Origin of the sequence: Sodalis sp. RH21 (genome assembly GCF_047324175.1) — a bacterium.
Taxonomy (GTDB): domain Bacteria; phylum Pseudomonadota; class Gammaproteobacteria; order Enterobacterales; family Enterobacteriaceae; genus Acerihabitans.
Genome location: NZ_CP178732.1, coordinates 5,064,133 through 5,079,173, shown reverse-complemented (window position 1 = coordinate 5,079,173; position 15,041 = coordinate 5,064,133). Strand labels below are relative to the sequence as shown.

The window sequence follows — 15,041 nt, the reverse complement described above, 5'->3', positions numbered from 1 at the left end:
GGGAGGAATAATTATGGCTGATTTGGATGATATCAAAGATGGGAAAGATTTCGGCATCGGGGTGGCGCAGCAGAACGCGCCGTTTTTCCTCAAAGGCAGCGGCGCGCTGGACTGGGGGATGCAGTCGCGCCTGGCGCGGATTTTTAATCCCGCGTCCGGCCGTACGGTGATGCTGGCGTTCGATCACGGCTATTTCCAGGGGCCGACCACCGGGCTTGAGCGGATCGACTTGCATATCGCCCCCTTGTTCGCCCACACCGATGTGCTGATGTGCACGCGCGGCATTTTACGCAGCGTGGTATCGCCGGCGGTGAATAAACCCGTGGTGCTGCGGGCGTCCGGGGCCAACTCCATCCTGGGGGAACTGTCGAACGAAGCGGTGGCGGTGGCCATTGAGGATGCATTGCGCCTCAACGTGGCGGCCATGGCGGCGCAGGTTTATATCGGCAGCGAATATGAACACCAATCCATCAAAAATATTATCCAGCTGGTGGACCAGGGCACGCGCTACGGCATGCCCACCATGGCGGTCACCGGCGTCGGCAAGGACATGGTGCGCGACCAGCGCTATTTTTCCCTGGCGACGCGCATCGCCGCTGAAATCGGCGCGCAGATCATCAAGACCTATTATACCGACACCGGTTTTGAACGCGTGGCGGCCGGTTGTCCGGTGCCCATCGTGATCGCCGGCGGAAAGAAACTGCCCGAGCGCGACGCGCTGGAAATGTGCTATCGCGCCATCGACCAGGGGGCTTCCGGGGTGGATATGGGACGCAATATCTTCCAGTCCGCCGCGCCGGTGGCGATGCTTAAAGCGGTGCAGGCGGTGGTGCACCATGGCGAAAATGCCGAGCGCGCCTATGAGCTGTTCAAAAGCGAACAACACGCGAATAAAGGAGGGGAGTGATGCATGTGACGCTGGTGGAAATCAATGTCAAACCCGATAAGGTGCAGGAGTTCCTGGCGGTATTCCGTCAAAATCACCTGGGCTCGGTACAGGAACCGGGCAATTTGCGCTTTGACGTGTTGCAGGACGAGCAGTCGCCGAACCGCTTTTATATCTATGAGGCCTATCGCGACGAGCAGGCGGTGGCGGCGCATAAAAAAACCGCCCACTACCTGCGCTGTGTCGAACAGCTCGAACCGCTGATGACGGGGCCGCGTAAAAAGACCACGTTTATCGGCCTGCTGCCGGAGATGACCTGAAACGCGCCGCGCCCGCGCTTATGGCTGCCACTGGGATTCACCGCCGCTGAGTTTGCGATCGAGATAAAACGCCGCGCTGATTAACGCCAGGTGGGTCAATGCCTGGGGAGTATTGCCCAGCGGGTAGCCCTGCTGGTCGAACTCCTCGGCGTACAGACCGAGCGGGTTGGCGTAGCTGAGCAGTTTTTCAAATTCAAACTGCGCCTCCGCCAGGCGATCGGCGCGCGCCAGGCACTCCACATACCAAAACGAACAGGCGGCAAAGGCGCCTTCCTGGCCATATAACGGGTCGGAGGGCGTAACCTCGGCATTGTAGCGCCGCACCAGGCCGTCTTGCACCAGGGTGGTTTTGATGGCGTCGAGGGTGGCCAGCCAATCGGGGTCCGTGGCGCCGACAAACCGGAACAGCGGCATCAGCAGCATGGACGCATCCAGGTCGCTGCCGTGGCGGGTGGCGGTAAAATGGCCCAGTTCCGGGTTCCAGAAGTGGGCCCAGATATCGTCGCGGATGGCGTTGCGCGCTTCATCCCAGCGCGCGTAAGGCATGGATAGCGAGCGTTTGGCCCCCAGACGCAGCGCGCGGTCGATGGCCACCCAGCACATTAATCGTGAATGCAGGAAATGCTGCGGTTCGCCGCGCATCTCCCAGATACCCGCATCCGCCTGGTTCCAGCATTCGCACACATGATCGATCATTCTGCTGATATGCTCCCAACCCCGGTGTGAAATGGCTTCGCCATATTTATTGGCCAGGTATACGGCGTCCATCAGCTCGCCGTAAATATCCAATTGCAACTGCCGGTACGCCCCGTTGCCGATGCGTACCGGGGTGGACCCGGCGTACCCGGACAAATGCGGCAAGTCGGTTTCCTCCAGCTCGATCCCGCTGTCAAGGCGATACATCACCTGCAATTTATCCGGCTGGAACCGGCTGTTTTCGGTGCAGCGGCCCACCCATTTGACAAAAGCGCCGGCTTCATCGGTGTAACCCAAACGCATCAGGGCATAGACGCTGAACGAGGCGTCGCGTATCCAGGACGCGCGGTAATCCCAGTTGCGCTCCCCGCCCAGATGTTCCGGCAGGCCAAAGGTGGCCGCCGCGGCGATGGACCCATGCTGGTAAGACGTGAGCAGCTTGAGCGCCAGCGCCGAGCGGTTAACCATCTCCCGCCAGCGGCCTTTGTAATTACTGGTGGCGCACCAGCGGCGCCAGTACTTCAGCGTTTCGTCGAAACACGCCTGGGTATTGTCCAGATTGACCTGTTTATCCTGGGCGCCGCCGAAAATAAATTCAGCGCTTTCGCCGGCCTTCAGCACAAAGCTGGCCACGGCGCCGCCGCCGGAGGTATGCAGGGGGACGCTCGATACCAGGCGCAGGGTAGGTTGGCCCCGGGCGGTAAAATCCACCGCCCCACGGTTGAGGCGCGCCCGGGGCTTGGCGCGGGCATAGTCTTGTACCGGCGCGCAGCGCAGCGCGAATGTGGCTTCGCCATGCAACACTTCCAGGCGGCGGATAATGCGCGGCAGCCGATCGCCGGCGTCGCAAATCGGCATAAAATCGGTCACTTCCGCCAGGCCGGCGTGATCCAGCCAGCGGGTTTGCAGAATATTGCTGTCCGGCAGGTAGAGCTGCTGGCGGCGGGCATTGGGCCAATCGGGCGACAGGCTGAAAAGTCCGGCCTGGTCGGTATCGAGCAGGGCGCTGAATACCGAGGGGCTATCCAGTTCCGGCCAGCAGAAATAGTCGATGGTGCCATCCAGGGCGACCAACGCGCAAGTGCGCAGATCGCCGATAATACCGCGATCGCCGATGCTGCGCTTCACGTCGGTTTTCGGTAGTTCAGCCATGTTTCTGGTTTCCTGAAAAATAGGCGCATATGCCATTAATGGTGAAAATTGTCTTATTAACGTCTTCTTCACTATAGCCCAGCCCGGATTGTTCAGCGTTGTCGCTCGTCTATCCGTTCGCCGTCCGTTTGAATCGGGGGCTGCGTTAGCCGGGGGATATTGATATATTCGATGGTGCCCGGCGCTGGCAGGGGCAAGCGTTACGGGCGGTAAACCTTTTTGCCACGGAGATATCGGTATGACCCAGTTTATTAACGGCAATTGGTGCGGCGGGCAAGGGGAACATTTCACCAAATTCTGTCCGGTGACCGGCGCGCTATTATGGCAGGGCAACGAGGCGGACGCCGCTCAGGTCGAGGCGGCATGCCGCGCCGCGCGCGCCGCGTTCCCCGCCTGGGCCAGGCGCCCGCTGGCGGAGCGCCTGGAACTGCTGCAGCGCTTTGCGGGCTTGTTGGAACAGCATAAAACCGAGCTGGCCACCGCTATTGCCCGCGAGACCGGCAAACCCTGGTGGGAAAGCCAAACCGAAGTCCAGGCCATGATTAATAAAGTGGCGATTTCCCTCACGGCTTACCAGATCCGCACCGGGGAGGCTTCCGTGCCGCTGGGTGATGGCCATGCCAGCCTGCGCCATCGGCCCCACGGCGTGCTGGCGGTGTTCGGTCCTTATAATTTCCCCGGCCATCTGCCCAACGGCCATATTGTCCCGGCGCTGCTGGCCGGCAATACCGTGATATTCAAACCCAGCGAGCTGACCCCCATGACCGCCGAGCTGACGCTGCGCTATTGGCAGCAGGCGGGGCTGCCCGCCGGGGTGATCAACCTGGTGCAGGGCGGGCGGCGGACCGGCATGGCGCTGGCGTCATCCGATGAAACCGATGGTTTACTGTTTACCGGCAGCGCCCACACGGGCTACCAGCTGCATCGGCAATTGGCCGGCCGGCCGGAGAAAATGCTGGCGCTGGAAATGGGCGGCAATAACGCCTTGATCGTGGAACAGGCGGACGATGTGGACGCGGCGGTGAATGTAATTATCCATTCGGCTTTTATCTCCGCCGGCCAGCGCTGCACCTGCGCTCGCCGCTTGCTGGTCAGGCGCGGCCCGGCCGGGGATGCGCTGCTGCGCCGGCTGGCGGCCGTCAGCGCCGGCTTGCGCGTCGGTGCCTGGGATAGCCGGCCGCCGCCGTTTATGGGCGGCGTAATAAGTTTGCCGGCGGCGGCGAATTTGCTGGCGGCCCAACAAAAACTGCTGGCCGGCGGCGGCGAAGCCCTGCTGACCATGGCGCAACCCCGGGCCGACAGCAGCCTGCTGACGCCGGGCATTATCGATATTACCGCGGTCGGGGACGCGCCGGACGAAGAGTATTTCGGTCCATTATTAAGCGTTATCCGCTATGACGAATTCGACCAGGCCCTGGCCCTGGCCAACCGCACGCGTTTCGGGCTGGCGATAGGATTGATTTCGCCCCATCGCCGCCATTTCGACCAATTATTGCTGGAAGCCCGCGCCGGCATCGTGAATTGGAACAAACCGTTGACCGGCGCTGCGAGCAGCGCTCCCTTCGGCGGGATCGGCGCGTCCGGCAACCATCGTCCCAGCGCGTTTTATGCGGCGGATTATTGCGCCTGGCCGATGGCGTCACTGGAAAGCGAACGGTTAACCCTGCCGGAAACGCTGGCGCCCGGCTTGTCTTTCGCCGTCTGACCATCAATGCGGCCGCCCGGGGCGCCAGCACGGGATAATGAGTAATTAACGGGGATCGTCAATATGAGCAGCAGTGATTTTCTCCGCCAGACGCTGGCGGGCACTCTGCCGGAGCTCCGGCGGGGCGAGACCGCCGGACTGACCTGGCAATGGCTGGATAACGGCATTATGCAGTTGCTGCCGCGCCGGCCCGCCGCCGCCTCGGTGGTAGTGTCCGCCGGCGTGCACGGCAATGAAACCGCGCCGGTGGAACTGCTTGACGGCCTGCTGGCGGAACTGCTGGCGGGGCGGAGGGAACTGGCGGTGCGCCTGTTGGTGGTGCTGGGCAACCCCGGCGCGCTGCGGGCGGGCCGACGCTATTTGGTCAACGATCTGAACCGGATGTTTGGCCAGCGGGGCACCGAGGGTTTTATCGAGGGCGAGGAAACCGCCCGCAGCCGGCGGCTGCAAGCCAGCTTGCAGGACTTTTTTGGTTACAGCGGGTCCGGGCGCGACGGGCTGCCGCGCTGGCATGTGGATCTGCATACCGCCATCCGCGGTTCCCGCCATGTGCGTTTCGCCCTGCTGCCGTACCAACGCGAGCCTTATGCCCCGGCGCTGCTGGCCTGGCTGGCGGCCGCGGGTCTGGACGCCCTGGTGACCCACCGCGCCGCGGGTTCCACTTTCACCCATTTCAGCAGCGATCGGCTGCAGGCCGCCAGCGCCACCCTGGAACTGGGCAAAGCGCTGCCGTTTGGCGACAACGATCACAGCCAGTTCAGCGCGGCCCGCGAGGCGCTGGCGGCGTTGATCGGCGATAAGGCGTGGCCCGCGCGCCAGGGGCCGCCGATGCGGCGCTATCGGGTAAGCCAGCAAATCACCCGCAGCCAGGCGGATTTTGCCCTGTTGATCCCTCCCGATACGCTGAATTTTACCTGTTTCAACCAGGGCGAGCTTCTGGCGCGGGAAAACGGCCGTGAGTACCGGGTGCGGGAGCCGCGCGAGTGGGTGTTATTTCCCAATCCGGCGGTGGCGCTGGGGCTGCGCGCCGGCTTAATGCTGGTGGAGGAGCCGGAGCCGGAGCCGGCGGTCCCTGGCGGTGAGGACGCGCGGCATCATGGTTAAACCGCTGCGCACTGATACTTTATAGCGTGATGTTTACCGCTGACCGGCGGCTTTATCGCTGATATTATCGCTGCAATAATTACGTAGCTTGGCCGGTCGCGGCGGCTATTGGCGGAAAAACAAAAGGCAAGGATATGGATATCAGAACATGCATTTTGGCGGCGCTGTGCTTTTTATTATGCGCCTGCGCAACGTTACCGACGCGCGTTGCCCCGGCAGCCGCCGGGCAGACGGCGGCAACATCACGGTTAAAACCGTGCCTCCAGCCGGATGAGGTTAAGGAGCTGGACGATTATAAATCCAGTAAACAGGCCTATCTGGACGCGGGTATGGATGACGAAATGTCCGGCTATCTCGCCGCCACCGCCACGGCCATGACTCTGTGCATCTGGCACCATGAGTTCAATCAATTCCAGGGGCGAACCTGCTCATTGGCGCTGGATTTTACCAGCGGCCAGGCGGCAAAAAGCTTTTCCGGCGATCCGGCGCTCTGCGCCTTTATCAAAGAGAATATCAAGCCGGTCATTATCTCCCCGCCGCCGGCTTCCTACCTGCAACAGCATAAACGGTTCATCATTGATTTTATGCCCGGCTAAGGATCGGTCCGCGATCGTTCAGGCATTGCGGCGGATGAACTCCTGGCCGAGCCAGTCGATAAAAACCCGCACCCTTGGTGAAAGTTGGCGGTTGCGCGGATAAAGTACCGAAACCGGCACGGGCGGCGAGGGATAGTCCTCCAGCAGGGCCAGCAGATTGCCGCAGGCCAAATCAGCGGCAACGTGGTAGCGCGGCACCTGGATAATCCCCAGGCCGAGCCGAGCCGCCGCCACCAGGCTTTCCGCTCCGGTTACCGTGACCGTTGCCGGCAGCGTATGCCGATGGGAAACGCCGCCGACGATAAACTCCAGCGGCATTAGCGCGCCGGTGGCGGACGAGCGGAAGCCCACCATCCGATGCCCCTCCAGATCCGCCGGCGAAGCCGGCAGCCCAAAACGCGTAACGTACTGGGGGGAAGCGCAGGTGGCCTCTTCCAGCACGCCGATACGCCGCGCGACCATATCGCTGTCTTTGGGCCGGCCGACCCGCAGCACGCAATCTATCCCTTCACGCACCAGATCCACCAGCCGGTCGCCCTCGCTCATGAAAAATTCAATATCGGGATAACGCCTCAGGAAATCCGGCAGACCCGGCAGCAAAAAATGACGAGCCAGGGTGCCGTGCACATCGACCCGCAGCAACCCTTTTGGCAGGGCGCCGATAAAGGCGGTTTCTGCATCTTCCACCGCCGCCAGAATCAGCAGGCAGCGCTGGTAATAGGCCTCGCCGTCCAGCGTTGGATTCACATGCCGGGTGGTGCGGTGCAGCAGCCTGACCGTCAGCCGGGCTTCCAACTGCTTGATGGCATCGGTGGCGGTGGAGCGGGGGATAGCCAAATCCGCTGCCGCCTTGGTAAAGCTACGCTGTTCCACCACCCGCGTGAATACCCGCATTGCCTCGTATCTGTCCATCGTATTGTTAACCCTTTTCGGATAGTGATGTCGAATAATAGGGGATTATCCGGTACAAAAACAGGTCCATGATGTTTCTACCGGCCCACAACGGTGCGGGCCGCTTACCTTCAGGAGAAGAGCATGAATCAACAAACGCAGCAGGTCGCAATTATTACCGGGGCTTCACGGGGTATTGGCGCCGCCATCGCCAAGCGCCTGGCCTATGACGGCTACACCGTTATCGTCAACTATGCACGCCAGCAGGCTGAAGCGGATGAGTTGGTCAGCCAAATCGAGCGGGCGGGCGGGCGGGCGCTGGGCGCCCGGGGCGATGTCAGCGATCCGGCCACCTTTCCCATGCTCTTTGACCGGGCGGAAGAGGCGTTCGGCGGAGTGGATGTGCTGATCAATAACGCCGGCATCATGAACCTCAGCACCCTGGCGGATAGCGACGACGGACTATTTGACCGGCAGATCGCCATCAATCTGAAAGGCACTTTTAACGGCCTGCGCGAGGCGTCGCGGCGTTTGCGCAACGGCGGCAGCATCGTTAACTTCTCCACCAGCGTCGTCGGGCTGAAGCTGGAAACCTACGGCGTTTATGCCGCCACCAAAGCGGCGGTGGAAACCCTGACGGCCATCTTGGCCAAGGAGTTGCGCGGCCGTGGGATAAACGTTAACGCCGTTGCCCCCGGGCCCACAGGTACCGACTTGTTTTTAAAAGGTAAACCGCAGGAAGTTATCGATCGCATGGCCAAAATGGCGCCGCTGGAACGCCTGGGCACGCCGGAGGACATCGCCGCCGCGGTGGCTTTCCTGGTCGGTCAGGACGGTTCGTGGATTAACGGCCAGGTTTTGCGCGCCAACGGCGGCCTGATTTAACGCCGGATAACCGGCGTTTCCTTACCCCTATCGAGAGGCCATATCATGAAAAATATTATCATAGTAACCGGTGCGTCCAGCGGTTTCGGCGCATTGACCGCCCGGGAACTGGCGGACGCGGGGCATACGGTTTATGCGGGTATGAGGGAAACCGCGGGGCGCAACGCGCCGCAGGTGGCCGAAGCGCAGCGGTATGCCGCTGAACGCGGCGTCGATTTGCGTACGGTGGAGCTGGATGTCGCATCCGACGCGTCGGTGCAGGCCGGCATCGCGAGCATTATCGCCGATTGCGGACGGCTGGATGTGATTATCCATAATGCGGGCCATATGTCATTCGGTCCCGCCGAGGCCTTTACGCCGGAACAGTTTGCGCAATTATTTGATATCAATGTACTTAGCACCCAGCGGGTCAATCGCGCCGCTTTGCCGCAGTTGCGCAAACAGGGCAAAGGATTGCTGATATGGGTCTCATCAAGCAGCGCCCGCGGCGGTACTCCGCCTTATTTGTCTCCTTATTTCGCCGCCAAGGCCGCTATGGACTCCCTGGCCGTATCTTATGCCCCGGAACTGAGCCGCTGGGGAATCGAAACCACCATTATCGTTCCGGGCGCCTTTACCCGGGGTACTAACCATTTTGCGCACTCCGGCGCCCCGGCGGACCGAGTCCGGGCCGGAGAATATGATCAAGGACCGTATGCCGGCTTGCCGGAGCAAAGCCTACGGGGATTGTCGGCGCTGGAACCGGACGATGCCGATGTGGCCGAGGTGGCCCGGGCCATCGGGCGGGTTGTGGCTATGCCGTTTGGCAACCGGCCTTTTCGCGTGCATATCGACCCGTCGCGCGACGGATGCGAAGAGGTGAACGGCGTTGCCGATCGGGTTAGGGCCGAGCTGTTTCGCCGCATTGGCCTGGACGATTTACTAAAACTGCGCATCAATGACTGAGTTTGTCGCCCGGCGAGCCCGCCGGGCGACTGCCGCCGCATGGCCTGAGTGCTAACGCCTGGCCTGCGGCGCCGGGGATAATGACGCTTGCGTGGTTGCCAGCGGCGCAGAGAAAATCCACTTTGCCAAGTGATTGAAATCATCCACGGCAAGAATGATATCTAAAAAGCATTGTATAAAAAATTCATCGGCTTCAGATATCATGACCGTATATTCCCTTAATACGTTATTCAGTTTTTTTTCAGATTCATTGGAAAGATGATAAATTTCAATGAAATTATAAAAATTTATATCGCGAATAATCAGGCGGGCCAGGTCGATGAATATCGTCGGCAGAAATGCCATATTTCGCTTAATCCGCGTGTTATTAAGGGATTTGCGGATATCACGCAGTATGTCCACTATATTCGCCAGGCGCTGGTTTTTAGCATGCACCCGGGAAGATTTATTTTTCTTTGAAAACATGGTGGCAATTTGTTCTGGCGATAATGATGTTGTGTGATTAGCATTCCGGCGCGGTGAAAAATGACCATACCAGTGCGGCTGGCGTTGACGTATATCGTCCGTATCCAGATAGGGAGCCGTTCTGATCGGTATCCCCAGCTCGTCGGCCAAGGTTTGTCCCCGATAGTCCACGCCGTCAAAACCGGTGAAACAGCTGGTTATCTCAATGGCGGTGATAGTTGAAAACGCCGGAAAGTCCGGATTGGCAAAGATCAGCGCGCGCAGCGTATGGGCCAGCTCGCGGGTATAAAGTGGGTGGATATTGGCGCCAAGAACTTCCATTTTCAACACCAATACGCGATCGTCGTTGGGAGATTTTGCCAGCGACCAGGCATTATCGGTCAGCATTTTGGCGCGTTGCGCAAAGGTTATGTCCTCAATTACACGCTCTCCCGATGAGGAAACTTTGGCGATTCGCTCAACCGTTATGGTTTCGTCGATGACAGATTCGGTTGCCGTCGCCGTAGCGGGATGGCCGGCAACCAGCATATAGGGCGTGGTGGAGTTTCTGACAATCAGTTGATGATCCATAAATAGTCCCATTTCTTCGGCTACGACGATGGAGGGACCAGGCTTAAAGGATGGGCTAAGGAAATCATTGCCCAAGCCCGCAAAACGGCCATTACCCACGCAAATCATTAAATGGAACAAGTATTTTCCATCTGAGATGAAGGCAAGGAGAGACCCCGCTTTTAATTTAATCAATGATTCGCAACTGGTTATATTTAACTTGCCAGACATAAAATCCAGCAGAGCGGGTCCGTTGTATAATGATTTGGACATAAGATTAATCATTTCATCCGCTTGTGTGGCATTTATAATCTGAGCTTCTTGCAATACATCAAACGGCAAGGTCATATTCATCACGTCACTGGAGTGAATCTCATGCTGCGATCGTTGTTTGGCAATAATATGTCGGACCGCCGCCAATACCGTAGGAGGACGATGGTTGTCAAAAGGCGATGATTTCTCCTGTCCGTGATAAAAATATTTTATAATGGCCGTTTTATACCATAAAGGCTCTCTGACCAGAAAAGCATCTTTTATATATTTACCCGCATGGTCCGCTTCACGATAAGGAAAAACAAGGGCTTTTTTAATATCGGTGAAATCCTTGTATTTTATTAGGCTATAATCTTTTTTTATGCGGGTTTTGAGATAATGTATCCATTCAGATTCAATAAATACCTGCCTGTCTGAAAATAAATTTATTTGGACGGGACGCAAATATGAGATATCTATAATATAGCTTTGCTCCTTAATGCCGAGGAGTATGACAATATGATCATCAGGATGATGATCGTGCTCATCTCGCCACATACGAGCAATTCTATAGCTGACCTGGATATTATGGGGCTTAATGAAATCGTTTACAAAGGACCGTAGGTTTTCATCTAAGCTCTCTTCAATAAGCATGGAGAATATTGTGCGAAATTTTTTTTCATCCGTCAGGCAAGCAGCAAAATCTGCCAACATGGTGCTTAATTCACTCTCTTTTTCAAATAATTCAGTTAAGTGGGGAGTATAACGATCTAATATAAGTTCCAGATAATAACTATGTTCCCAATTATATTTTTTATAATTATTTTGGGCAAAAGTTAAACGGCGTAATGGTTCAAACATTATTGCGCTAAATTCAAAGTTTATTTCTTTTTTTCCACTATTTTCATTCAGCAGAGGGATAGTATCTATTTCAAAAAAATTCAAAGCATCCCAACTACCATTTTTATCTTTATCTATCGGTACAGCATAATTAAGGTTAACCAGCTCATACTGGTTGATAATACGCCAGCGAGAAATATTGTTATCCCAAATGACTTGATAAAAATTATCCGCAATCTTTATCAGCGTTCTCTCGGTGCTTAATCCTTTATCGATTATATAGGTCCCATCACTTTCAATAGTAAATGACTGATCGTTAATAGTATATTGCCAATAAATTAATTGAGTTTTCCTTTTTTCCAGGGTGTTTAACACAGAATTACTTATCCAGGAAATATCTGCCGACATGGTTTTGATTAACTTTTTTTGAAACTGGTTGTTTAGTGATCCCGGTATCGGCACCGGATTACAAAAGATTAAAAAACCTTGGGCCAGGCTCAGCGAGCTTTGTCTCGCTAGGCCTGGCAATTCCTTTAATAAGGCTTGTGAAACTCTTCTGTTTAAATATTTACTCGGTAATGAAGCCAGATCGGTTATCTCGGCCAATCCTTTGGCTACAGAACTTATCTTTCTGCCAGCACTAGTTGTGAATTCTCCAAATAAAAATGCCAGATCAAATATATCAAATATGACCTCTATAATTTCTATTTCATTATCTTCATCATACCAATATTTCCAGATGGTTTCGTAAAATGGAATTAGAAATAACAGCTGTTCCCACCACAATGTTATCCGCAGACTTTCCTTAAATTCCGATAATGCTTCACTTAATGTCTGGGCGTTCCAATAATCTATCACCTCAAGTAAAGACGATAAGGGATTATCCGATATGCCGGCAACCAAAAGGTATTCGGATCTTGCATTGCTGGCAATATTTTCTTCCGGCTTAACCAAGAAAAAATTTAGCGGCGATAGATTTGTTACGCTTTGGTTATAAGCAATATCAAAAATTTTCAATAAATCATCCGCTGTGACTGAAATTTGTTTTCTGTTTTGCCAATCTAATTGGTATTGTGTACCTTGACTTTCTTTTATGATATTCTTTATGATCATGTCATCTTCAGATAATGCCATTTCTTTGATCGCCGGAGCGCTGAGCAGGGACGATACCAGCACCCATTTTTGATGATATGTTTTAACTAGCGAAATAGTACCGAAATTATTTTGTGGTAAAAAAACATCGCTGGCAGGTGTAAGGGAGTTTTGCACGTAATTTCTTGAAAATATTTTAAAAGTATAAATTTCTTTAGGTGGATAAGTGAGTTCTAAAAAATCTAATGAAGAACGCTCAATCATTTTGTAGCTTAAATACCTGGCTTCATGGTTAAGTGTATATGCTTTATAATAAATAAACTGGTCGTAATATTCTTTAGGCGTAGTGAAGTTATCGGAGTGACGTAAATCGAAAATCGTTTGGAAATTTTTATCCTCTCGCCGCTGAAAATCAAAAACGGCTACTCTCTCGGCCTCCTGGAAGTTTTTTATGATATACAGCGCATCAAGGTCGGCGTACCGATAGGATTGTCTGCTGTGGTTTTCAAAGTACCAATAAATAGCAGCCCTGAGAAGAAGATCAATGTTCCCTTCCGCTATTTTCTGGTTATATCTAGATAACAGTTCCTTATGCGGCAAATGAATTTGCCGCCCAGGCAAAACCATTTTCATTGCCAAAATTTTTGCTTCTATCAAACGCTGCTCATTGGTACTAGCGGACAGAGTTATTTTTTCCTGCAAATGATGATGAGTAATAGCGATTAGCGTATTTTGTAATCTGATAATAAACTGTATCAGAAAAGTGCACTCTTTATTATAAATAATTTGCCTAACAACGCTATCACTCCATTGTTTATCAATCGGCTTTTTTTGCTCATTTGCTTCGCCCAGGTCCGTGGCGATCAATCTATCAAGAATGGCCAGGCATTTATTGTAAGGCCAGATATTGGCTTTTCGCCAGGGCAGAGCCTTTATTACATGGGCGTAATGAGTCCGGACAAAATCGATACATATTATCGCACGTTCTAAGTGCTGCTTGGGTTTGTTATCATTATTCATATAATCAAGCACTTGGTCGGATAGAAGTTTGGCTATATCATCTTCATTCAGCGCCCGCTCAGGCTGCTGAAAATTATGCCAAAATTCAGTAAATTCACCGGGGACGATATAAAAATTTCCTCGGGTGGTAAAACCATTATTCCTACTGTATTCAAATATATAATAAAAGAACCGTTTTACCAGTACCTGGGATATTCCATGCGGATTTTCATCCAGCATAGTTAGAAATAGTTCCCTATCATTAAAATACAATAATTTTTTAATTATGGGGATGCCATCATCATTTAAATTTTTATCATAAATTTTTTGGGCGTTCTCCATTAAAACGATAAGGGAATAAAACTCGGCGTCGGTGGCATTCATGGATTGACCGGTTTCGTTGATTTTTTGCCTGAAGTTTTGTTTGGCTTCTTCATAATTGATGCCATTTTTGTACTCTATAACACTGCGTAAGGTTTTAAAATTTATATCGTGTAGCGCTTTTATCATGTCGCCGCGAAATGAAATAAAAATATCTTCTATTTTTGTTTGATCGAAAAATATTTTTTCTAATCGTTTTTCAGATAGTGTTAATCCATGCCGAGATGCCAGACAATTCTCAAGGTTTTTTTCAATATGTCTTTTTATCATGATAATGTCGGCGCAGCGAATTCTATCCTGTAAATAACTTGCCTGATCAAATATTTCTGTAAGTTTGTTCTGCACAAAAGTATTCATTCCAGACATCCATTCCAGGGAATATATTTTCTCTTTCGCTATATTAATATATTCCCCACGCAGGGTTGCATATACTTGCCTGGCTCCGTGGAGAGGCAAATGCAGGTTGGTTTCGCAAATGTCCATGTCTTGCCGTTGGTGGACTCGTTCAGCGGCGTTCTGGTTTTGCCGGAAGGGAAGGTCCGTAACCTGGTCTACATCGCTGTCGCCGGTCCCGGCGGCGCCGGGCAGCAGAAAGGGCCGGCTCGCCGGTTGCCGATCCTGTCGATATTCACTGCGCGGCATGCCGGCGCTGGCCGGGTCCGGTGGCGCGGTTGACGCGTATACGCCAGGCAGGGTTATATGGCTACTCACGATGCCAACCAAGTGGCTCACCAGATTCAGCATGTATGCCATTAAGGACGGAGGAGGAGGCGAGACCAAGTCTTCGATATGATAAATATCGCCGTCTGATAGCAATGTGCGGTTATTGAATTGCGCAACATAGATATCGTGACCGCCGGGCAGCGTTATTTTTTTGCTTGGCACGTAATAGAGGCTATTTTGCCATTCCACCCGGATAATTTTTCCAGCCTGTGCCGTCGCCATGCTTTCCGGGTAACGTTTAAAAAGGTCTCGGCAGGTAAATAAATGATCAATGTTTATTTTTTCTTGGTTAAAGTGATTAATATCGGACTTTATTGCTAGGCCACGGCTAGCGTGACGGTTGATTCGCATGTTGATAACTTCATTGTTATAAATGGAAGTAATGTTTTTTGATAATATGCAATGATCTATATTATCGCTGGGAGAGTATTCTTGTAGGCTATATTTATTTTTTAAATTAATTTCATTCGGTACGTTGGTGTTATTCAATATGTCATCTCCACTAATTTATTTATTAATAAAGTCAAAACTGCCAGATAGGCGATAGTTCGCCAAAATAA

The 15,041-nt window shown here is 53.4% G+C and carries 10 protein-coding genes; 7 read left to right on the top strand and 3 right to left on the bottom strand.

The features are described from left to right. Positions 1 to 13 precede the first annotated feature (13 nt). Positions 14 to 907, top strand: a complete 894-nt coding sequence (gene lsrF, locus ACL2XP_RS23470; RefSeq protein WP_413735712.1) for a 3-hydroxy-5-phosphonooxypentane-2,4-dione thiolase — start codon at positions 14 to 16, stop codon at positions 905 to 907. After that, positions 907 to 1,206, top strand: a complete 300-nt coding sequence (lsrG, locus tag ACL2XP_RS23465; RefSeq protein WP_413735710.1) for a (4S)-4-hydroxy-5-phosphonooxypentane-2,3-dione isomerase — start codon at positions 907 to 909, stop codon at positions 1,204 to 1,206. The genes lsrF and lsrG overlap by 1 nt, the downstream gene beginning before the upstream one ends. An 18-nt stretch (positions 1,207 to 1,224) precedes the next feature. Here lsrG and ACL2XP_RS23460 read toward each other — a convergent pair whose 3' ends face one another. Continuing rightward, positions 1,225 to 3,054, bottom strand: a complete 1,830-nt coding sequence (locus tag ACL2XP_RS23460; RefSeq protein ID WP_413735708.1) for a glycoside hydrolase family 15 protein — start codon at positions 3,052 to 3,054, stop codon at positions 1,225 to 1,227. A gap of 238 nt (positions 3,055 to 3,292) precedes the next feature. On the opposite strand from ACL2XP_RS23460, the gene astD reads away from it, so the two are divergent. The 3 genes from astD to ACL2XP_RS23445 all read left to right on the top strand — a co-directional run bounded on the left by astD (position 3,293) and on the right by ACL2XP_RS23445 (position 6,459). After that, entirely contained in the window at positions 3,293 to 4,759 is a 1,467-nt protein-coding gene (gene astD / locus ACL2XP_RS23455) for a succinylglutamate-semialdehyde dehydrogenase (protein ID WP_413735706.1), read from the top strand. A gap of 63 nt (positions 4,760 to 4,822) precedes the next feature. Beyond that, on the top strand, positions 4,823 to 5,863 hold the full coding sequence (gene astE / locus ACL2XP_RS23450) for a succinylglutamate desuccinylase (protein WP_413735704.1): 1,041 nt from the start codon (positions 4,823 to 4,825) through the stop codon (positions 5,861 to 5,863). Positions 5,864 to 5,997: 134 nt separating this feature from the next. Then, a complete protein-coding gene (locus ACL2XP_RS23445; RefSeq protein ID WP_413735702.1) occupies positions 5,998 to 6,459 on the top strand; it encodes a hypothetical protein in 462 nt (153 codons plus the stop codon). 18 nt (positions 6,460 to 6,477) lie between these two features. On the opposite strand, the gene ACL2XP_RS23440 is transcribed toward ACL2XP_RS23445, so the two are convergent. Next, positions 6,478 to 7,371, bottom strand: a complete 894-nt coding sequence (locus ACL2XP_RS23440; protein WP_413735700.1) for a LysR family transcriptional regulator — start codon at positions 7,369 to 7,371, stop codon at positions 6,478 to 6,480. 123 nt (positions 7,372 to 7,494) lie between these two features. On the opposite strand from ACL2XP_RS23440, the gene ACL2XP_RS23435 reads away from it, so the two are divergent. Both ACL2XP_RS23435 and ACL2XP_RS23430 read left to right on the top strand, forming a co-directional pair. Beyond that, positions 7,495 to 8,235, top strand: a complete 741-nt coding sequence (locus tag ACL2XP_RS23435) for an SDR family oxidoreductase (RefSeq protein WP_413735698.1) — start codon at positions 7,495 to 7,497, stop codon at positions 8,233 to 8,235. A gap of 45 nt (positions 8,236 to 8,280) precedes the next feature. Beyond that, positions 8,281 to 9,180: an SDR family oxidoreductase gene (locus ACL2XP_RS23430; RefSeq protein WP_413735696.1), complete on the top strand. Its 900-nt coding sequence runs from the start codon at positions 8,281 to 8,283 to the stop codon at positions 9,178 to 9,180. A 51-nt stretch (positions 9,181 to 9,231) separates the two neighbouring features. Here ACL2XP_RS23430 and ACL2XP_RS23425 read toward each other — a convergent pair whose 3' ends face one another. Beyond that, a complete protein-coding gene (locus ACL2XP_RS23425; protein ID WP_413735695.1) occupies positions 9,232 to 14,970 on the bottom strand; it encodes a hypothetical protein in 5,739 nt (1,912 codons plus the stop codon). Between the last annotated feature and the right edge of the window lie 71 nt (positions 14,971 to 15,041).

Excerpts from the sequence above, each read along its gene's own strand:
- lsrF (WP_413735712.1), top strand. The coding sequence starts at position 14 with ATGGCTGATTTGGATGATATCAAAGATGGGAAAGATTTCGGCATCGGG.
- lsrG (WP_413735710.1), top strand. The coding sequence starts at position 907 with ATGCATGTGACGCTGGTGGAAATCAATGTCAAACCCGATAAGGTGCAG.
- ACL2XP_RS23460 (WP_413735708.1), bottom strand. The coding sequence starts at position 3,054 with ATGGCTGAACTACCGAAAACCGACGTGAAGCGCAGCATCGGCGATCGC.
- astD (WP_413735706.1), top strand. The coding sequence starts at position 3,293 with ATGACCCAGTTTATTAACGGCAATTGGTGCGGCGGGCAAGGGGAACAT.
- astE (WP_413735704.1), top strand. The coding sequence starts at position 4,823 with ATGAGCAGCAGTGATTTTCTCCGCCAGACGCTGGCGGGCACTCTGCCG.
- ACL2XP_RS23445 (WP_413735702.1), top strand. The coding sequence starts at position 5,998 with ATGGATATCAGAACATGCATTTTGGCGGCGCTGTGCTTTTTATTATGC.
- ACL2XP_RS23440 (WP_413735700.1), bottom strand. The coding sequence starts at position 7,371 with ATGGACAGATACGAGGCAATGCGGGTATTCACGCGGGTGGTGGAACAG.
- ACL2XP_RS23435 (WP_413735698.1), top strand. The coding sequence starts at position 7,495 with ATGAATCAACAAACGCAGCAGGTCGCAATTATTACCGGGGCTTCACGG.
- ACL2XP_RS23430 (WP_413735696.1), top strand. The coding sequence starts at position 8,281 with ATGAAAAATATTATCATAGTAACCGGTGCGTCCAGCGGTTTCGGCGCA.